The sequence below is a fragment of the Kocuria sp. UBA5001 genome (genome assembly GCF_002398425.1).
GTDB classification, from domain to species: domain Bacteria; phylum Actinomycetota; class Actinomycetes; order Actinomycetales; family Micrococcaceae; genus Kocuria; species Kocuria salsicia.
In genome coordinates this window covers 304396-323810 of the sequence record NZ_DGYR01000001.1, presented here as the reverse complement: position 1 = coordinate 323810, position 19415 = coordinate 304396, and the positions used below count along the sequence as shown (strand labels likewise).

Sequence of the window (19415 nt, the reverse complement as noted above, 5' to 3'; positions counted from 1 at the left end):
GGGGGCGACGACGCCTCGGGGCCGCCTTCCCGCCCACGAGGCCTCAGCTCAGCCCGTTGGCCACGGTCCAGTCGATGCACTCCAGCAGGGCGCGAACGTCCCGCGGGGGCACCGAGGCGAAGGTGGCGATCCGCAGCTGGTTGCGCCCGAGCTTGCGGTAGGGCTCCACGTCCACCACGCCGTTGGCGCGCAGGACGGAGGCGATCCTGGCCGCGTCCACGGCGTCGTCGAAGTCCACGGTGCAGACCACAGGGGAGCGGTGTCCGGGCTCAGCGACGAACGGGTGGGCGACGTCGCTGAGCTCGGCCCAGTCGTAGACGAGCCCGGAGGTCTCCGCGGTGCGGGCTGCCGCCCAGGGCAGGCCGCCCTGCTCGAGCAGCCACCCGAGCTGCTCGTCGAGCATCACCAGCCCGGCGAGCGCCGGGGTGTTGTACGTCTGGTGCTTGCGCGAGTTCTCCACGGCGGTGCGCAGCGACAGCACGTCCGGCATCCACCGCCCGGAGGTTGCGACGCTCTCCACCCGCTCGAGTGCGGCGGGTGAGAACGCAGCGAACCAGATGCCGCCGTCGCTGCCGAAGTTCTTCTGGGGGGAGAAGTAGTAGACGTCCGTCTCGGTGAGGTCCACCGCCATGCCCCCGGCGGCGGAGGTGGCGTCCACGACGGTCAGCGCGCCGTCGTCCGCGTGCACCCGGCGCACCGGCATGGCCACGCCGGTGGAGGTCTCGTTCTGCGGCCACGCGTAGACGTCCACGCCGGACACGGCCTCCGGCCCCTCCGGGCGCGAGCCTGCCGGGGCCTCCACGACCACCGAGGGCTCCAGGAACGGGGCCCTGTCCGTGACGCTCGCGAACTTGGATCCGAACTCTCCGAAGGACAGGTGCTCGGCGCGGGAGGCGACCAGGCTGAAGGCGGCAGCGTCCCAGAACGTGCTGGACCCGCCCAGCCCGAGCACGATCTCGTAGCCCTCCGGCAGCGAGAAGAACTCACCCAGGCGCCGCTGCACGCGGGCCACCAGGTCCTTCACGGGCGCCTGGCGGTGCGAGGTGCCCAGCAGCGAGGCTCCCGCGCGCTTCAGCGCGGCCACCTGCGCGGCGCGCACCCTGGACGGACCCGCCCCGAAGCGCCCGTCCTCGGGCAGCAGGGACGGGGGGATCACGGGTGTGCTGGTCACGGGTACTCCTCGGGGGCGACGACGGGGTGTCACCTCCCATTGTGCCCGCACCGGGCGGGTGCCACCCGCGGACTCCGTGGGCCCGTGGGCAACTGGATACAATCGAGGAGAATCTTCGAGAACAGGCCGAACGGCATTCTCCACCACCACACGGTTGACGTGCGCGCTCCCTGCGCAGAGATCTGAGGACGAACCATGAGCGGCGATCTGATCGACACCACCGAGATGTACCTGCGTACGGTGCTGGACCTGGAGGAGGAGGGCATCACGCCCATGCGGGCACGCATCGTGGAGCGCCTGCACCACTCCGGGCCCACCGTCTCCCAGACGGTCTCCCGCATGGAGCGCGACGGCCTGCTGTCCGTGGCCCCGGACCGTTCGCTGCGGCTCACGGAAGCGGGGCGCACCATGGCCGTGTCCGTGATGCGCAAGCACCGTCTCGCCGAACGGCTGCTCTCGGACGTTGTGGGCCTCGACATGGCGCACGTGCACGAGGAGGCCTGTCGCTGGGAGCACGTGATGAGCGAGCGCGTGGAGCAGCGGCTGGTGGACCTGCTGGGCGATCCCGAGACCTCTCCGTACGGCACACCCATCCCGGCGCGTGGCTCGCAGGGGGCCCCCATCACCGCCACCGAGATCTTCCAGGGGCGTACCCTGCTGGACGTCGCCACCGAGGAGGGCTCCATGCAGTACGTGGTGACCCTGCTGCCGGAGGTCGTGCAGGCGGACCCTGAGCTCATCGAGATGCTCAGCTCCGCAGAGATCCTGACCGGTTCGCATGTGACTGCGCAGCTGAACCCCCGGGACGAGCACCGGGTGCTCGTGACCCGGGTGGACTCGGGCGTGTCCCTGGACCTCGACGCCGCGACCGCGCGAGCCATCCGCGTGGGGGAGTTCGACTCCTGATCCTGCCGGCTGACCCGGGTGGCCGCGGCCGGCAGGACCGCAGGAGGAGCGCCGTGGAACGGTACTTGAACCCCGGGGGGCACCCCCGGGGTTCGTTGCGCTGCCGTGACCTTCTGGTTCCCCGGTGTGACCTTCCGCATGTGGGGACACTCACGGGTTCGGGGTGCTCGGAAGCCGGGGCTGCTCCCGGGGATCACAGTGTTCCCCCTGGTCAGAGGGCATATTCAGGGGCGTGGAGCGGTGCTGGAGAACCATCCCGGTGGGTTCCACTCATATGTACGTGGTGATCAATCAGCCCCACTGGTGAGAAGCGATGCTCAATTCGTGACCCGTTGTAATCAAAACGTGACATTTTCGTTATCTGTCCTGTACAGTCATGACCGTGCCGATCACTGGTCGGATCCGGCACTCCCGAGCGCTCGCCGAGTTCTGCCATGCGCCCCCGGGACCCGTACACAGAAATCCGCATGGCAGAAGCGGGGGAACCACTTTCCGGGTTCGTTGCAGCCCAACGAATCCTCGGGGTTAAGCCGGCACGGAGCACCACCTCGTGCGGCCGGATGTCTCCCATCCGAACCCGACAGCTCACCTCGTAGGCGCAGGGAGGAACACTCATGTCTTTCGTGAAGCACAGCACTGCCCGCCACCGTGCCGAGACGTCCTCGCACGTGGTCCGCAACTCCACCGTTGCGGCCGTGGCCGCCGGCGCCGTCGTCGCCGGTTTCGCATCCCCGGCCCAGGCCGCGGGTGAGGTCGTCGACCTCGGAACCACGTCCTACTCCGTGACGTCCTACACCACGCAGTCCAGCGGCATGCTGGCCTCCAGCTCGGGCGTCAGCACGCAGTCGAACCACTCCGCCTCCGGCGTCGTCGGCACCGCGTACGAGGGCATCGGTGGCGCCTACGTCTGGGGAGGCACCGGCTTCAAGGCCTGGGACTGCTCCGGTTTCGTGCAGTGGGTCTACGCCCAGAACGGCATCAACCTCCCGCGCACCACGTGGGCCCAGTTCGCCGCCAGCACGCCCACCTCCAACCCGCAGCCCGGCGACCTCGTGTCGCAGAACGGCGGCTCGCACGTGGGGATCTACATCGGCAACGGCCAGATGATCTCCGCTCTCAATCCTTCGCAGGGCACCCAGGTTCACGCTGTGAACGCCATGCAGGTGGACGGCTACTACAGCGTCCGCTGAATCCCTCGGGAGGCGGGCGTCCACACGGATGACCGTGCTCCCGCGCTGAGCTAGACACTTGGTCCTGCGCGCCGCCCGGAGCCCCTCGGGCACGGAAGCGGCGCGCACCGGGCCGGAACACCTGAAATCGCAAGTAACCACATCACCGCCCGCACGGTGAACCGCGGTGTCCACACCGGATGCCGAAGGCTCACCGCACTTCTCGTGCCCTGGGTGGATACGAACGTGTTAGGAAAACTCACGCATGTCGAACGAAACCGCTACCACGGCCAAGGGCCTCTTCGCCGGTAAGGCCCGCACCGTGGCCGCAGTTGCCGCCTTCTCCGGTCTGGCGCTCGCCACCACCGTGTCCGTCCAGGCCACGCAGAACGCCGACGAGCAGGCTCCCGCCGCCGCCGTGTCCGAGGCCCCGGCTTCCGAGAACACGGTCTCCGCCGAGCCCGCAGCGAAGGCCGACAAGGCCGAGAAGGCCGCCAAGTCGGAGACCAAGAAGGCCGACAAGGCCGAGGCCGCCGCTCCCGCCGTGCAGACGTCCGTGGTCGAGGCCGCTCCCGTGGCCGATGTGACCCCGCTGCAGGCTCCCGCGGCCCAGGCACCCGCCACCCAGGCTCCCGTGGTGACCACCGCCTCCGAGAACGTGACCCCGGTGGCCGAGCAGGCCCCCGTGTCCCAGGGCCGCCACGCCGCCCCGGCATCGCAGCAGACCATCCAGGCCGAGGCCGCGGCACAGAACTACACCGCCGTGTCGAACACGACCATTCCCGACACCACGGGCACCCAGAGCCAGAACACCGGTTGGACCGGCCACGCCACCGCCGACGTCGAGAAGACCCAGACCCCGGTTGCCGAGACGCCCGCCTCGACCACCAAGGTCTCCACGCAGTCCACCTCCGGCCAGTCCAGCTCCGCCAAGGGCAAGGCCATCCTGGGTGCAGCTCAGGACCAGATCGGCGTCAACCAGGACTGCACCGCCCTGGTGAGCAACTCCCTGAAGGCCGTGGGTATCAACTTCCACGGCTGGCCGGCCGAGTACAAGTCGCTGGGAACCGCTGTCTCCGCCGACCAGGCGCAGGCTGGCGACATCGCCTACTACGCTGACGGCGGCGCAGGCGTGGCCCACGTGGCGATCTACGCCGGCAACGGCCAGGCCGTGCACGGCGGCTGGAACGGCAACCAGACCGTCCAGACCACCGCGAACGTGGGCTCCGGCCCCGAGTACATCCGCGTCGGCTGATTCGGATCCTCCCGGCATGGCGGTGACCAGCCGCGTGCCACACCTCGTATCGAGTCGGGACCGGTTGTGTACCCGCTCCTGGCGCGAGCGACACGAGACGCAAGGACCCTGCACTGTGCAGGGTCCTTGCGTCTTTCCCGTACCCGGGTGGCGTTCGTACCCGGCCGGTGTTGGGGCGGGCGCCGTAGAATGGGGCCATGTCCACCGATTTCTCCCACGCGGCTCGCACCCCCCAGGACCAGGAGTTCACCTACTACGCGATCGGCATGGTGGCTGGCGCTGTCCCAGGCATCATTGTGGGTTTCCTGGTGGCGGCCTTCGCGGGCCACGTCGCCATGTGGCTGTCCGTCTTCGGCGGTGTGGGCATCATCATCGGTCTGGTGGTGGCGTCCCTGCTCTTCCGTAGACGCCGCGCGGCCGCCCGCCGTGAGGAGACATCAGCGCCGGGCGCGGCGGCCCCCAACGCGGAGTCCCCTGACGCCGACGACGCCGCGTCGCAGACGTCGCTGCCCCGCTGCTAGTTCGCGCGGCGCCGGGTTGCGGCTGCGTCCTGCGTCCCCGCAGGGTGTGTTCTCTCGTCACCGCGCGGTGAGCTCGGTGATCTCCCGCGAGACGTTCTCCCGCGCCCGGTGCTCCCACAGATCCACCGCAACGGGGTCGTGGAACAGCGCCGGCGCCGAGAGCAGCTGCCGCATCACCTCCGCGCGGGCCGCGCGGAACTCCGCCTCCGGAACCCGGGCGTACTCGCGCCGCACGGCCTCCGAGTAGCGGGCGTACTCCTGCGGCGAGGCCCCCAGGATGCTGAGGTCCGCGTCCACCAGCAGGCACGCGTGGCGGTCCTCGGGGCCGGGGCGGTGCTCGAGCGTCACCAGCACGAGCTCGGCAACCCGTTCCGCGGCGTCCGGGGTCCAGCCCGCGGCGGTCAGCTCACAGCGTGCGAGCTCGGCGGACGCCCGCTCGTCCTCACCTGCCCGGCCCTCGTGGACGGCGTCGTGGAACCATGCCGCGAGCAGCAGCTCGGGCTCTGGACGGCCGACGGTGAGCCGGTCGAGGGCCTCCAGCACGCGCAGCAGGTGGGAGGTGTCGTGGTAGGTCCTGTGGGGTTCGTTCCAGCGCTCGAGCAGGGCCGCGCCGAGTTCCGCGTGCCCCGGGAAGTGGCGAGCCCAGCGGGCGGTGAGCGCGGCGGTGATCTTGGCCGGGCGACGTCGTGCGGGGATCCGCAGGCCGCTTCGGATCAGCAGCCGCGCGAGCTGCTTGCCGTCCACGGCCACTGCGCCCAGGGCCACCGCGTCTGCGTGCCGGTGTGCTGGGACGTCGTAGTGGTCCTCGTCGAAGGCGCGCACGGAGACCCCGAGCTCCTGGGCGAAGCCGTGCAGCTCCTCGAGGGACGCGTCCGAGACCAGGTGGGAGAAGACGGTGCCGTGGGCGGGCCACCGGGGCGGGTCGATGTAGACGGTCATGTCCCCATTGTGCGCCCGACTCGCGGGTGGCCCGCCGCGCCGATAAAGTGGGACAGCGTTGCCCTCGTAGCTCAGGGGATAGAGCACGGCTCTCCTAAAGCCGGTGTCGTTGGTTCGAATCCAATCGGGGGCACGAGAAGTGCCCCACCCGTTCTCGGGTGGGGCACCGTCGTGTCCGGGGGCCTCGTGTCCGGTGGTTGCGGCGGGGAGTTCAGCTCCGGGGTCGCTGCCCGGGGAGCCTGCCCTGGGAGAAGTCATCGAGCTTGCGGCGCACCACCGAGACGCAGACGAGCAGGGCGATGAGCAGCAGGGCGGCGAAGAGGAGCCACCGGGTGAGCACGAGCCCCGAGGCGTACGCGGCGTACGCGGTGTCCTGCGGGTGGGCCACGGCGGAGTCGAGCGCGCAGTTGCCCAGCAGGAAGACCACGGCGTAGGCGAGCACGACCACCCAGTAGACCCACTTGCGGGCCCGCTGCGGGGTGTTCAGCCCCGTGAAGAGCAGCCAGCCCAGTCCGGTGAGCAGGGGCGTGAGCAGACCTGTTGTTGCATGGACGCCCTCGTACTCGGTGCGCCCGTCCGTGCCGAGCCCGCGGGCGAAGTCCGCCAGGTGCTCGGCGGAGAAGCCGCCGGCCAGCAGCTCCGGGGCCGTGACCCCTCCGGCCAGGGCGCCGGAGACTCCTTGCAGCACGAGCAGGTGGTAGTACAGCCACAGCGCCACGCCCACGGAGAACGCGACCCCCACGAGGATGCCCGCGGAGGAGCTCTTGCCGGGCTCCGGGGCGAGCTCGCCGGGGCGCATCTCGTGCACGCTCACGGGACGCACGGCCGGGTCCCGTGAGCGCCTCGGCGCGGTGGGCGTGGAGCCCTCGCTCTCCCCGTACTTCTTGACCTTCTGCGCTCTGGTCATACCCATGGCCCCATTATCCCCCGGGTTGTACTGTGAATGGACTACGGGTGCCACTCCTGCACGGGGTGGAGGTCAGGTGCCCCGCGGGCACCGCGAAAGGTGGTGACGGTCATGGAACTCTCCATCGGCCTGCCAGACGGCCTGCTCATGAGCGCGGATGAGGACGGCGGCCTGACCCTCTACGAGTCGGACCACACGACCGTGCGGCGGCGTATCGACTGCGGCGTCCTGAAAGGCGCCCGGCTGGCGGACATCGTCTGGTCGCACAAGCTCTCCGTGGTGCTCGCCGCGGCCCCCGAGACCAACCAGCTCTTCCACTGGGACCCCTACACAGACTTCCTCCAGGAGTACGCGGGCGTAGGGGAGCCCGGGCGCAGGGACGGGAAGATCGCCCAGGCCAAGTTCGCCGCCACGGTCTCCATCACCGAGGCGCCGGACGGGAAGATCTGGCTCGTGGACCGCGACTCCTCCGCGCTGCGCTACATCACGGTCGACACGGACCGCCCGGACGGCGATCCACACGTGGTCACGGTCGTGGGCCGGCACGGGGCCGGATACGTGGACGGCCCGGCCGAGGACGCCAAGCTCGCGCACCCCGAGGACCTGCAGATCCTCTACGACGGATCCGTGGTGGTTGCGGACACCGGCAACGACGCCCTTCGCCACCTGGACCCTTCCGAGGGGGAGGTCACCACCATCTACGGCGGGCCGCGCACGGAGGAGGACGTCCTGGACGACGACGTCGTGCTGCGGGCCCCGGTGCGGGTCACCGTGGCGGACTCCCAGCTGTGGGTCGAGGACGCCAACGGCCGACACCTGGTCGAACCCCGCTACGTCTGAGCCGGCAGGAGAACTGCGAGCGCGGTCGCCGGGCGGGGACGCACGGCGCGTCGGAGAGCCCGGTTAGGCTGGGGCCACCATGGACTACCTCTCTGACAATCCTCTGCTCTCGGCGTCGTCGGTCCGGACGGGCCCGGGCAGCCGGGACAACGCTCCCGCTGCGGACGCGGTGTCCCCCACCCGCCTGGTGGAGGGCCTCAACGAGCCCCAGCGTGCCGCCGTGGAGCACTCCGGTGCCCCGTTGCTCATCGTGGCCGGTGCGGGCTCCGGCAAGACCAGGGTGCTGACGCACCGCATCGCCCACCTGCTCGCCACGGGGCGGGCACGGCGCGGCGAGATCCTCGCCATCACGTTCACGAACAAGGCCGCCGCGGAGATGCGCGAGCGGATCGTGGAGCTCGTGGGAGAGTCCGCGCGGTCCATGTGGATCTCCACGTTCCACTCGCTGTGCGTGCGGATCCTGCGGCGCGAGGCGAAGACGCTGGGGCTGAACACGAACTTCTCCATCTACGACGCCGCGGACTCCCTGCGGCTCATCACCCAGGTGGCCAAGCAGCACGAGCTGGACCCCAAGAAGTTCGCGCCCAAGGCCATCCAGCACAAGATCTCGGCGCTGAAGAACGAGCTCGTGGATGACGAGACCTTCCTGGCCCGCGCCAGTTCCACGGATCCGTTCGAGTCCGCCGTGGCCCAGGTCTACCGCGGGTACACGCAGCGGCTGCGCGCGGCCAACGCCATGGACTTCGACGACCTCATCGGCGAGACCGTGCACATGTTCCGCGCGTTCCCACAGGTCCTGGAGTACTACCGCCGCCGCTTCCGGCACGTGCTCGTGGACGAGTACCAGGACACCAACCACGCGCAGTACGCACTCGTGCGGGAGCTCGTGGGCGGGAACTCGCCCACGCACACGGACGACTCCGGGATCCCCCCGGCCGAGCTCACCGTGGTGGGCGACTCGGACCAGTCCATCTACGCCTTCCGCGGCGCGGACATCCGCAACATCACGGACTTCGAGCGGGACTTCCCGTCGGCGCGCACCATCATGCTGGAACAGAACTACCGCTCAACTCAGAACATCCTCTCCGCCGCCAACGCCGTGATCTCCCAGAACGCCGACCGTCGGGACAAGAAGTTGTGGACCGCCGAGGGGGACGGCGCCCCGATCGTCGGCTATGCCGCGGAGAACGAGCACGAGGAGGCGCGGTTCATCGCGGAGGAGATCGACAGGCTCCAGGACGAGCACGGGATCCGCCCCGGCGACGTCGCCGTGTTCTACCGCACCAACGCCCAGTCCCGCTCCCTCGAGGAGATCCTGATGCGCGTGGGCCTGCCCTACAAAGTGGTGGGTGGCACCCGGTTCTACGAGCGCAAGGAGATCAAGGACGCCATGTCCTACCTGCGCGCGATCACCAATCCCGCGGACGACATCACCGTGCGCCGGATCATCAACGAGCCCAAGCGGGGGATCGGGGACCGCGCCCAGGGCTCCATCGCCGCGCTCGCCGAGCGCGAGGACATCTCGTTCTCCGAGGCCATGCACCGGCTCGACGAGGCCCCGGGTCTCGCCACCCGCTCGGCGAACGCCGTGGCGAAGTTCGCCCAGCTCATGGACGACCTGCGGGAGCTCTCCGAGGGTGCCTCCACCACGGCAGTCCTCGAAGCCGTACTGGAACAGTCTGGCTACCTCGAGGCGCTGCGATCCTCCAACGACCCCCAGGACGAGTCCCGCGTGGAAAACCTCGCGGAGCTCGTGGCCGTGGTGCGCGAGTTCGAGAAAGACCATCCGGACGCCGGGCTTGGGGAGTTCCTGGAGCACGTCGCCCTCGTGGCGGACGCAGACCAGATCCCGCAGCAGCCCGCGACCGAGGAAGGCGGTGCGAGTGCCCAGCAGATCGCGCGCGAGGTCGAGGAGGCGCGCTCGCAGGGCGTGGTGACCCTGATGACCCTGCACACCGCCAAGGGCCTGGAGTTCCCCGTGGTGTTCCTGACCGGCATGGAGCACGGGATCTTCCCGCACCAGCGCAGCTTCATGGACCCCTCCAGCATGGAGGAGGAGCGCAGGCTCGCGTACGTGGGCATCACCCGCGCCCGGCAGCGGCTCTACATCACACGGGCAGAGTCGCGCTCCATGTGGGGGCAGTCGCAGTTCAATCCCGCGAGCCCGTTCCTGGACGAGATCCCCGCCCACCTCGTTGACTGGAAACGCGAGGGCGCTGCCGCCGCTGGCGGGTGGGGCTCACCCATCCACTCGGCCTCCCAGGCGAGGGACCCGCTGCGGGGCTCGTCGTGGGGTGCCGGCGCGGGGTCGGGCGCGACGTTCCGCAGGCTGTCCCCAGCGGCGTCGGGCCGCGTGCAGCCCCAGAAGGAGATTCCGTCCCTGAGTGTGGGCGACACCGTGGAGCACAAGGCGTTCGGCCGCGGTTCGGTGGTGGCACTGGAGGGATCCGGGGACAAGACCGTGGCCAAGGTGCGCTTCGGCGCCGAGGAGAAGCGGCTGCTGCTGCGCTACGCCCCCATGACCAAGGCGGAGTGAGGCCGGGCGGACCGCAGCCCTCGTCGGGTCACAGGAATACGGCGGAGCCGGGACGGTGGTGTGCCGCGGGCGTCAGAGCAGGGCGAGCACGGGAACCGCGAACAGCGCGGTGATGCGCAGCGACTCGCCCGAACGCACGTGGACCACACCCAGCAGCAGGTACACGAGCAGCGTGGTCAGCGCCGCCGCCTGACCCCGGTCCAGCAGCGCCACCGCGGCCATCAGGACTCCCGTCACGAGACCTCCCCACGGCACCCAACCCACGGGGCGCCGGTTCACGAGCTCGCTCACGGCCCGGTGGGAGTACGCCAGCAGGCTCGCGACCACCGCGCAGCGGCCCACGAGTCGGACCACCCACGCGAGCATCGCGAGCCACGCGAGACCGCCGTAGCCCGCGAAGAGCTCGCTATAGCGCTCCACGGGCGCCACGGCCCAGGAGCCGTCGAGCATCCCGGGCAGCACGAGCGCCAGCACGACGGCTGCCACGAAGCACACCAGGATGCCGCGCCACCGCCGGTGGTCCAGCGTTGCCTCCGTCCCGCCGTCGGGGCCCGTGCCGGGCAGGGGATCGACGCCGCGGCGTCGTGACCACGCCACCAGGGCCCGCGCCACGAGCAGCCAGATGACGCCGATGCCGAACCACTCGAGGCACTGCCAGCCCAGTGCGGTGTCCACCGGCAGCGAGCCCGTGGCCGTCAGCACCGTGCCGGCCACCACGAGCTCGAGGCCCAGCGAGACGAACGCGAGTGTGCCGAGCGAGGCCATGAATCCGCGGTCCGCCTCGCGGGCGTCCCAGGTCTCCGGCAGTCCGATGCGTCGCATGGCTCCAGTCAACCAGCCGGGCCCCCGCGCGCGGGAATCTGCTCGGGTGGGGCGGGGCGCCGAGACTTGTGTGCTCCGTGACGGTCCCATGGACTAAAATCGCTGCGAGGGCCCTGTGAGCGCAGCGTTGCGCCGCATCCCCCCACATCAGGTCGCTCCAGCCGGGGGTTCCCGGCGCGGGACGACACACCTCGACGCAGAAGGACACTTATCCGTGGACCTGTTTGAGTACCAGGCACGCGACCTGTTCGAGAAGCACGGCGTTCCCGTGCTGGCCGGCATCGTCGCCACTACCCCAGAAGAAGCCAAGGCAGCTGCCGAGAAGATCGGCGGCGTGACCGTCGTCAAGGCCCAGGTCAAGGTCGGCGGCCGCGGCAAGGCCGGCGGCGTCAAGGTCGCGAAGACCGCGGATGAGGCCTACGAGTACGCCCAGCAGATCCTGGGCATGGACATCAAGGGCCACACCGTCCACCGCGTGATGATCGCGCAGGGCGCGGACATCGCCGAGGAGTACTACTTCTCCGTCCTGCTGGACCGCGCCAACCGCTCCTACCTGGCCATGTGCTCGGTCGAGGGCGGCATGGAGATCGAGCAGCTCGCCGTGGAGCGCCCGGACGCCCTGGCCCGCGTGGACGTCAGCCCCGCTGACGGCATCACCGAGGCCAAGGCGCGCGAGATCTTGGAGCAGGCCAAGTTCGACGCCGAGACCGCCGAGAAGGTCATCCCGGTGCTCGTGAAGCTCGGTGAGGTCTATACCAAGGAGGATGCCACCCTGGTGGAGGTCAACCCGCTGGTCAAGACCGGCGATGGCGAGATCCTCGCCCTGGACGGCAAAGTCTCCCTGGACGACAACGCCGAGTTCCGCCACCCCGAGCACGCCGAGCTCGCGGACAAGACCACGGCCGATCCCCTGGAGGAGAAGGCCAAGGAGAACGACCTCAACTACGTCAAGCTGGACGGTGAGGTCGGGATCATCGGCAACGGCGCCGGTCTGGTGATGTCCACCCTGGACGTCGTGGCGTACGCGGGTGAGAAGCACGGCAACGTGAAGCCCGCCAACTTCCTGGACATCGGCGGCGGGGCCTCCGCGGCCGTCATGTCCGCCGGCCTGGACGTCATCCTCGGTGATCCCCAGGTCAAGTCCGTGTTCGTGAACGTCTTCGGCGGGATCACCGCGTGCGACGAGGTCGCCCGTGGCATCGTCAAGGCTCTGGAGATCCTCGGGGACTCCGCCACCAAGCCCATCGTGGTGCGACTGGACGGCAACAACGTGGTCGAGGGCCGCGCGATCCTGCGCGAAGCCAACCACCCGCTGGTCACCAACGCGGACACCATGGACGAGGGCGCCGACAAGGCCGCCGAGCTCGCCCACTCCGCCAAGTAATCGCCCACGCGCACAGCTACCAGGAAGAAGACATGTCGATCTTTTTGAACAAGGACTCCAAGGTCATCGTTCAGGGCATCACGGGCGGCGAGGGCACCAAGCACACCGCCCGCATGCTCGCGGCCGGCACCCAGGTGCTCGGTGGCGTGAACGCCCGCAAGGCCGGGACCACGGTGAGCCACAAGGACCAGGACGGCACCGCCGTCGAGCTGCCGGTCTTCGGCACCGTGAGCGAGGCCATAAAGGAGACCGGTGCGAACGCGTCGATCGTCTTCGTGCCGCCGGCCTTCTGCAAGGACGCCGTGATCGAGGCCATCGACGCCGAGATCCCGCTCGTCGTCGTGATCACCGAGGGCATCCCGGTGCAGGACTCCGCGGAGTTCTGGGCCCACTCGCAGGCCAACACCGGCGCGGACGGCAAGCCCAAGACCCGCATCATCGGCCCGAACTGCCCCGGCATCATCTCCCCGGAGGAGTCGCTGCTGGGCATCACACCCGCGAACATCACGGGCAAGGGCAAGCTGGGCCTGGTCTCCAAGTCCGGCACGCTGACCTACCAGATGATGTACGAGTTGCGTGACCTCGGCTTCACCACCGCCATCGGCATCGGCGGCGACCCGGTCATTGGCACCACCCACATCGATGCCCTCGAGGCGTTCGAGGCGGACCCGGAGACCGAGGCCATCGTGATGATCGGCGAGATCGGCGGCGACGCCGAGGAGCGCGCCGCGGACTTCATCAAGGCCAACGTCTCCAAGCCCGTCGTGGGCTACGTGGCCGGCTTCACCGCTCCCGAGGGCAAGACCATGGGTCACGCCGGAGCCATCGTCTCCGGCTCCTCCGGAACGGCCCAGGCCAAGAAGGAGGCTCTCGAGGCCGCCGGGGTGAAGGTCGGCAAGACCCCCTCGGAGACCGCGCAGCTCATGCGGGACATCTTCGACGGCAAGTGACCGGTTCCCGGTTCTCCGGGACGCCTCACACGACGACGCCGCTCGCCCACCTCGGTGGGGAGCGGCGTCGGTCGTCTGTGGAACGGCTCAGGCGAGCACGATGGTGCGGTTGCCGGAGACCACCACGCGGCCTTCGGTGTGCCACTTCACTGCGCGGGACAGGGCCTGGGTCTCCGCCTCGGAGCCCACCGCCACAAGGTCTTCCGGGGCGTGGGCGTGGTCCACGGGGATCACACGCTGGGCGATGATGGGGCCCTCGTCGAGGTCCGGGGTGACGTAGTGGGCGGTGGCCCCCACCATCTTCACGCCGCGCTCGTACGCCTGGTGATAGGGCTTGGCACCCTTGAACGAGGGCAGGAACGAGTGGTGGATGTTGATGCAACGCCCGGTGAGCTGCTGGGTGAGCTCGTCCGAGAGGATCTGCATGTAGCGGGCGAGGACCACCAGCTCGGCGTCGTAGGCGTCCACGAACTCGAGCAGCTGGGTCTCCGCCCGGGGCTTGGTGTCCCGGGTGACGGGAACGTGGTGGAACGGCACCTCGTAGAGGTCCACGAGCGGGCGCAGGTCCGTGTGGTTGGACACCACCGCTACGATCTCCACGGGCAGGGAGCCCACGTGGGCGCGGTGCAGCAGGTCCACGAGGCAGTGCGAGATCTTGGAGACCATCACGAGGACCCTGGTCTTCTTGCGCGCATCCACCAATCGGAAGTCCATCCGGTGCTTCTCCGCTACGGGGCGGAAGCCCTCGATGAGCGACTCCGTGGTCACTGTCCCGGGCTCGCTGATCGTGTGGCAGCGGATGAAGAACTCGTTGTTGTGGCGGTCGGAGAAGTGCTTGACGTCGAAGATGTCGCATCCCTGGCCGGTGAGGTTGGAGGCCACGGCGCTGACAAGGCCGTACGCCTCGGGGCAGTGGGCGGTCAGGATGTGCTCGTCGGGCGCGGCCGTCTGGGCAGACATGAGGGGATGCTCCTGGGTCAGGGTGGGTCACGGTGCGGCTCGTCAGACCACTCGTCCGGTGGCGCGGCCGCAGCTGATCCTATCGTCCCCCGGGCCTCGCGCGTCCCGGGCGGCTGCCCATTCCGGGACCTGCCCGATTCGGTGCTCTGCCCGTCGGTGGGATGATGACGTGTCTCGGGATGCTTGTGGGCCCCAAGACACCGGCCCTTCGGGGAGCCGCGGGGGCGTTGTCGACCGGTGGCCGCGAGAGCGGACGGTAGGAGCCCGTCCGGCGCGGGGAGAGGTGCGCCTCTGTCAGAGAACCAGCGGCCACCGGCAGGCGATAACGCCTCAACGGGATCAAGCCGTGGGCTGAGCGGCTACCGACGCACAGCATCTGCCACAGTGCACCCCCCAGTGCAGGTGTGGCGATTTCCCTGTGCGAAGTCTCCCGTTGCGGTGGTTCGTAGAACCACGCCCTCAGAATATCCGAATTTCTCAGATTACTCGGAGCTTGTGATTTTGCATACACTTTCTGCCGACTCGCAGTGTGATATTGCGGAGGGGGCTCGCGGCGACCATTTTCCGACTCAATAGGCCTCTGACTAGGGCAAACGATCAGATCTTTTCGGCCGGATATGATTAGCGAAGGCGAAGACTGGCCTATGTCCTGGATAACTGATAAAAATGTGGCCACTAGAGGGGACAAGCGGGAGGTGGTGGCCCGCGCGAAGCGGCGAGACTGTCTCAGGCGGTCCCCGTGTTGAACGCCAGCCCCAGCAGGTAGGTGGCCACTGCCGCGCCGTAGCCGATCCCGAGTTGCCGCAGTCCCCGCTTAAGCGGAGAGGCGCCGGAGAGCAGGCCCACGAATCCGCCGGTCACCAGCAGCGCCAGGCCCACGAGTGCCATGCCCACGGCCATCGCCACCCAGCCGCCCAGGCCGAACAGGTACGGGAGGATCGGGATGATGGCGCCGGAGGCGAAGAAGCAGAAGCTGGAGGCCGCCGCACCCAGGTCCGTGCCGAGGGCCTGGTTCTCCCCCGCGGCCGGGGCGTCCTCGTCCGTGGCCAGCGCGAGCCGCGCCCGCTCGTCCTGGAAGGACAGCGAGGGGTCGCAGTCGCAGTCGTGGTAGCCGAGACGCTCTGCCGCGCGGTGCTCGGCGGCCTCCTCGCTCATGCCACGGGCCCGGTAGATCAGGGTGAGCTCGTTCGCATCGAGGTCCAGGGAGGGTGCCACCTCCAGCGTGACCTGCGTGGGCTGCGAGGCGTCCAGGAGCTCGCGCTGGGAGCGCACGGACACGAACTCGCCCGCGCCCATGGACAGCGCGCCGGCGAGCAGGCCGGCCACCCCGGAGAAGAGCACCATGGAGCTCGACGTGCCCGTGGCGCCCACGCCCATCACGAGCGCGAGGTTCGAGACCAGGCCGTCGTTCGCGCCGAACACCGCCGCGCGGAAGTTCCCGGACAGCCGGGTGCGGCCGTCCGTGGCGAGTGCCCGGATGATCTCCTCGTGCACGGCCTCGTCCGCCGCCATGGCATCGGTGGCGTCCGGGTCCTCCCGGTACGGGGAACGGGACTCGGCGCGCTGCAGCAGGGCGAGCACGAAGACGGAGCCCACGTGCTTGGCCAGGAACATCAGCAGCTGCGCCTGCAGTGCCGGGCGCACGGTCTTCTCCGCGTGGGGTCCGAGCAGTCGGCGCCAGTGCTCCGCGTGGCGGCCCTCGCCCTCCGCCACGCTGTGCAGGATCTCAGCGTGGCGCCCGGAGCTGTGGCGGGCCAGGTGCTCGTAGGTGGCGGCCTCCGCGAGCTCGTCCGCGAGGTAGTGGCGCCAGCGGCGGATCTGGGTGGGAGTCGGCTCGTGGGTCTCGGGCGGCGTGGACGACGGCGTGGTGGTTCGTGGCATGACTGGGGATCCTACGCGCGGGGCCGCGGGAGGTGCTTTCGGGAGCCCGAACTTGCCGGCTCAGACTCCGACGAGCGAGCGGATGTCGTCCGCGTTCAGGGTTGCGGAGAACACGCGCTCGTCGTCGAGCACGGCGCTGAAGAGGTCTGCCTTGCGGGTCTTCAGCTCCATGACCTTCTCCTCGATCGTGTTCTCCGCGACCATCCGGTAGACCATGACCTTCTTGGTCTGCCCGATCCGGTGGGTGCGGTCCACCGCCTGGTTCTCCGCGGCGGGGTTCCACCACGGGTCCAGGAGGTAGCAGTAGTCCGCCTCGGTGAGGTTGATGCCGAAGCCGCCGGCCTTGAGGCTCACGAGGAACACGGGGGCGCGGCCGCTGCGGAACGTCTCGAGGGCGCCCGCACGGTCCCGGGTGCTGCCGTCCAGGTAGGCGTATGCGATCCCGGCCTCGTCCAGACGGTCCGCGACGATCTTCAGGAAGCTGGTGAACTGGCTGAACACGAGTGGCCGGTGGCCTTCCTGGACGAGCTGCGGAAGCTGCTCGAAGAGCACGTCCAGCTTGGAGGACGCCGCGGTGGACTCGGGGTCCACGAGCGCTGGGTCCAGCGCGAGCATCCGCAGCGTGGTGAGCGACTGGAAGATGGTGAACCTGTTGCGGTCGAAGTCCCGCAGCAGCCCCAGGATCTTGGCGCGCTCGCGCTGCAGCCTGCGGTCGTAGGCGGCACGGTGCTCCGGGTTCAGACCCACCGGCAGCACGTGCTCGAGCTTGGGGGGCAGCTGCAGGTCCACGTCCGCCTTGGTGCGCCGCAGCATGAACGGGCGCAGCCGGGCCCGCAGCCTGGCCAGGGCGTCTGAGTCCATGGCGCGCTCGATGGGCCGCTGGTAGTGCTCCGTGAACTGCTTGCGCGAGGGGAACAGGCCCGCAGCGGTGAGGGAGAGGAGGGACCACAGCTCGGACAGGCTGTTCTCCATGGGGGTGCCCGTGATGGCGAGGCGGGTGCGGGCTCGCAGGTTCTTGACCGCGCGGTAGGCCTTGGTCCGCGGATTTTTCACGAACTGGGCCTCGTCCATGACCACTCCGGCCCAGTCCACGTCCTGGTAGGCCTCGGCGTCCAGGCGCAGCAGCGCGTAGGAGGTGAGCACCACGTGGGAGTGCGCCGCGGCGTCGGTCACCGAGTCCTTGGTGCTCGTGAGCACCGTGGTGCTCAGGGAGGGGGCGAAGCGGCGCAGCTCTGCGGACCAGTTGGCCACCACGGAGGTGGGGGCGACCACCAGGTACGGCGGGAGGTCCGGGTCCCGCTCCACGGCGCGCAGGACGGCCGCGATGGTCTGCACGGTCTTCCCGAGGCCCATGTCGTCCGCGAGGATCCCGCCGAGGTCGTGGTCCCACAGGAAGCTCAGCCAGCGGAACCCCTCGTACTGGTACGGGCGCAGCGTGGCCTGCAGCTGCGGGGGCACCGGCGGAGAGGGGATCTCGTCAAGGTGCGCGAGGGCGCGCACGCCGGTGCGCCACTGCTCGGCCTGCTCGGTGTCCGTGGCCAGCTCCTCGAACTGCTCCCACAGGCTGCTCTGGTACCGGTTAAGGCTCAGGGGTCCACCCTTGTCCTCCTGCAGGGTCCGGGCCTCGGCGATCAGCTCCCGCAATCGGATGAACTCAGGACGGTCCAGGGAGAAGTAGGAGCCGTCCGGCAGCAGCATGACGTCCTGGCCGCGGTCCAGGGCCTGGAAGATCTCGGAGAACGGCAGGTAATGCTCGCCCACGCGGACGGTCACTCCCAGCCCGAACCAGTCGTGGTGCTCGGTGGGCGCCGTGGAGACCGTGATCTGCGTGGGCTCGTTGACCTCCTCGTAGGCGGGGCGCCCGCCGGTCTCTTCGATGCGCAGGTCCGGGATCCTGCGCAACTGGGGGAGCCAGGTGCGCAGCAGCGTGAGTGCGTCCTCGGCGGCGTAGGAGCCACGCCGGAAGTCGAGGTCCGGGATCCTGCGGTGCACCGCCTGGACCATGGAGGACTCCCAGCCGGACTCCCGCGCCACGGCCTCGTCCCCCAGCGGGTCCAGGGGCCTGAACGGCAGCCGCACCCGTTCGCGGCCCTTCTGGTACTCCCACTCCCACTCGACACGCTCGGTGAGGTCGTCGTGGTGGAGGGTGAGTACGAACTCGGGATCCGCGACCTGCGGCAGCACCAGGGACTCCTCCCCGGCGGTCACGTGCATGCTCTGGTGCAGGCGCGGGAAGTAGCTATCGAAGAACTCCTCCACTCCTTCCTGCGGCACCGTCAACGTCTCGGCGCGGTCCAGGAACGAGCGCTGCTGCTGGTTCAGGCGCGTGCCGAGCGCCACGAGGTGCAACGGGAACTGGTTGAGGTCCTCCGCGGCATCGAGGGCCTCGGGGGTCGCCTGCGGGTAGAAGAGGCCGTGGCCGGGGTGGCCGATGATCCGCGTCCAGCGCAGGGGGATCTCCTTCTCGCCCACCACGACCTGCGGGTGCAGGCGCAGCTCCCCGTTCTCGCCCGGGTCCACGCGGACCTCGAAGCGGCCCGCGGGGTCCAGGACCACGGGGGCACCCGTGCCCCGGGAGACCAGCGGGATGCCGAGGGCCTCGGCGCGCGCGAGCAGCGGCCACAGCAGGGGTGAGGTGTAGCGCTCCAGGCGCAGCTGGTAGCGGTCCGCGGCGTAGCTGCCGCGGTGGGACTCAGCGAGCGTCCTCAGCTCCTCGAACCAGTCCAGCTGGTCGTCGTCGAGCACGCCGGAACGGGCGTTGGAGCCCAGGTTCGACCAGTCGATCCCGGAGCGCACCCAGCCGCGGCGTCCCCGCACCACGGGCCTCGCGGAGAGAGTCAGAGGGATCTCCCCGGGTGATTTCTGCCACGCCTTCGGGGCCCGGTTCTGCACGCGGACGAGGTCGAGCTCGAGCGCCGCGGCGGGACCGGAGTCCGGGTCCGCGACGACCCTGCCCCCGCCGGAGCGGGGCACGATGAGGGACAGCTCGCTGCGCCAGTCCGGATCCGCACCGGGCAGAGGGGCGTCCGGGAACTGCGCAGCACCAACCATGGCGTCTACCGTACCGTCCGGCCCGACGCCGGGCGGGCACGCACGGCGCGCGCCCGCGGCATCGGCCCTTCCGGGGACGGGCGGGCGGCCCGTGAGCGCGTGGCCGCCGGGAACCTATAATTG

General features: G+C 69.7%; 15 protein-coding genes, 1 tRNA gene and 1 riboswitch. Of the genes, 9 read left to right on the top strand and 7 right to left on the bottom strand.

The window, feature by feature from the left end:
• Nucleotides 1–43: 43 nt before the first annotated feature.
• A complete protein-coding gene (gene serC / locus B3G12_RS01440) occupies nucleotides 44–1171 on the bottom strand; it encodes a phosphoserine transaminase (protein ID WP_144942417.1) in 1128 nt (375 codons plus the stop codon).
• A gap of 195 nt (nucleotides 1172–1366) precedes the next feature.
• Between serC and B3G12_RS01435 the strand changes: the two genes are divergently transcribed.
• From B3G12_RS01435 to B3G12_RS01420, 4 genes are all read left to right on the top strand, one after another.
• Nucleotides 1367–2077 carry a metal-dependent transcriptional regulator gene (locus B3G12_RS01435; RefSeq protein ID WP_144942416.1) on the top strand — a complete coding sequence of 237 codons (711 nt, stop codon included), beginning with the start codon at nucleotides 1367–1369 and terminating at the stop codon, nucleotides 2075–2077.
• A gap of 444 nt (nucleotides 2078–2521) precedes the next feature.
• A riboswitch (cyclic di-AMP (ydaO/yuaA leader) is annotated at nucleotides 2522–2688 on the top strand.
• Nucleotides 2689–2691: 3 nt separating this feature from the next.
• Nucleotides 2692–3267, top strand: a complete 576-nt coding sequence (locus B3G12_RS01430) for a C40 family peptidase (protein WP_145010639.1) — start codon at nucleotides 2692–2694, stop codon at nucleotides 3265–3267.
• Nucleotides 3268–3511: 244 nt separating this feature from the next.
• Complete coding sequence (locus B3G12_RS01425; protein WP_144942414.1) at nucleotides 3512–4501, top strand: C40 family peptidase; 990 nt, start codon at nucleotides 3512–3514, stop codon at nucleotides 4499–4501.
• A gap of 197 nt (nucleotides 4502–4698) precedes the next feature.
• Nucleotides 4699–5022 carry a hypothetical protein gene (locus B3G12_RS01420; RefSeq protein ID WP_144942413.1) on the top strand — a complete coding sequence of 108 codons (324 nt, stop codon included), beginning with the start codon at nucleotides 4699–4701 and terminating at the stop codon, nucleotides 5020–5022.
• 57 nt (nucleotides 5023–5079) lie between these two features.
• On the opposite strand, the gene B3G12_RS01415 is transcribed toward B3G12_RS01420, so the two are convergent.
• Nucleotides 5080–5961, bottom strand: a complete 882-nt coding sequence (locus B3G12_RS01415) for a DUF4031 domain-containing protein (protein WP_144942412.1) — start codon at nucleotides 5959–5961, stop codon at nucleotides 5080–5082.
• A gap of 60 nt (nucleotides 5962–6021) precedes the next feature.
• Here B3G12_RS01415 and B3G12_RS01410 point away from each other — a divergent pair.
• Nucleotides 6022–6094, top strand: a tRNA-Arg gene (locus B3G12_RS01410).
• A 78-nt stretch (nucleotides 6095–6172) separates the two neighbouring features.
• Here the strand turns inward: B3G12_RS01410 and B3G12_RS01405 are convergent.
• On the bottom strand, nucleotides 6173–6874 hold the full coding sequence (locus tag B3G12_RS01405) for a hypothetical protein (protein ID WP_144942411.1): 702 nt from the start codon (nucleotides 6872–6874) through the stop codon (nucleotides 6173–6175).
• Between the two features lie 105 nt (nucleotides 6875–6979).
• Between B3G12_RS01405 and B3G12_RS01400 the strand changes: the two genes are divergently transcribed.
• A complete protein-coding gene (locus B3G12_RS01400) occupies nucleotides 6980–7708 on the top strand; it encodes an integrase (protein ID WP_290498720.1) in 729 nt (242 codons plus the stop codon).
• Nucleotides 7709–7787: 79 nt separating this feature from the next.
• Entirely contained in the window at nucleotides 7788–10244 is a 2457-nt protein-coding gene (pcrA, locus tag B3G12_RS01395) for a DNA helicase PcrA (protein WP_145010632.1), read from the top strand.
• Between the two features lie 72 nt (nucleotides 10245–10316).
• Here the strand turns inward: pcrA and B3G12_RS01390 are convergent, their stop codons facing one another.
• Entirely contained in the window at nucleotides 10317–11066 is a 750-nt protein-coding gene (locus B3G12_RS01390) for a hypothetical protein (protein ID WP_144942408.1), read from the bottom strand.
• A gap of 214 nt (nucleotides 11067–11280) precedes the next feature.
• On the opposite strand from B3G12_RS01390, the gene sucC reads away from it, so the two are divergent.
• Nucleotides 11281–12450, top strand: a complete 1170-nt coding sequence (gene sucC / locus B3G12_RS01385; RefSeq protein WP_290498718.1) for an ADP-forming succinate--CoA ligase subunit beta — start codon at nucleotides 11281–11283, stop codon at nucleotides 12448–12450.
• 32 nt (nucleotides 12451–12482) lie between these two features.
• Nucleotides 12483–13400, top strand: coding sequence for a succinate--CoA ligase subunit alpha (gene sucD, locus B3G12_RS01380; RefSeq protein ID WP_144942407.1), 918 nt, complete (start codon nucleotides 12483–12485; stop codon nucleotides 13398–13400).
• Between the two features lie 87 nt (nucleotides 13401–13487).
• Here sucD and purU read toward each other — a convergent pair whose 3' ends face one another.
• From purU to B3G12_RS01365, 3 genes are all read right to left on the bottom strand, one after another.
• Nucleotides 13488–14360: a formyltetrahydrofolate deformylase gene (purU, locus tag B3G12_RS01375; RefSeq protein WP_055083448.1), complete on the bottom strand. Its 873-nt coding sequence runs from the start codon at nucleotides 14358–14360 to the stop codon at nucleotides 13488–13490.
• A gap of 726 nt (nucleotides 14361–15086) precedes the next feature.
• Nucleotides 15087–16241, bottom strand: coding sequence for a VIT1/CCC1 transporter family protein (locus B3G12_RS01370; RefSeq protein ID WP_144942406.1), 1155 nt, complete (start codon nucleotides 16239–16241; stop codon nucleotides 15087–15089).
• 60 nt (nucleotides 16242–16301) lie between these two features.
• Nucleotides 16302–19292, bottom strand: a complete 2991-nt coding sequence (locus tag B3G12_RS01365) for a DEAD/DEAH box helicase (RefSeq protein ID WP_145010629.1) — start codon at nucleotides 19290–19292, stop codon at nucleotides 16302–16304.
• Nucleotides 19293–19415 lie beyond the last annotated feature (123 nt).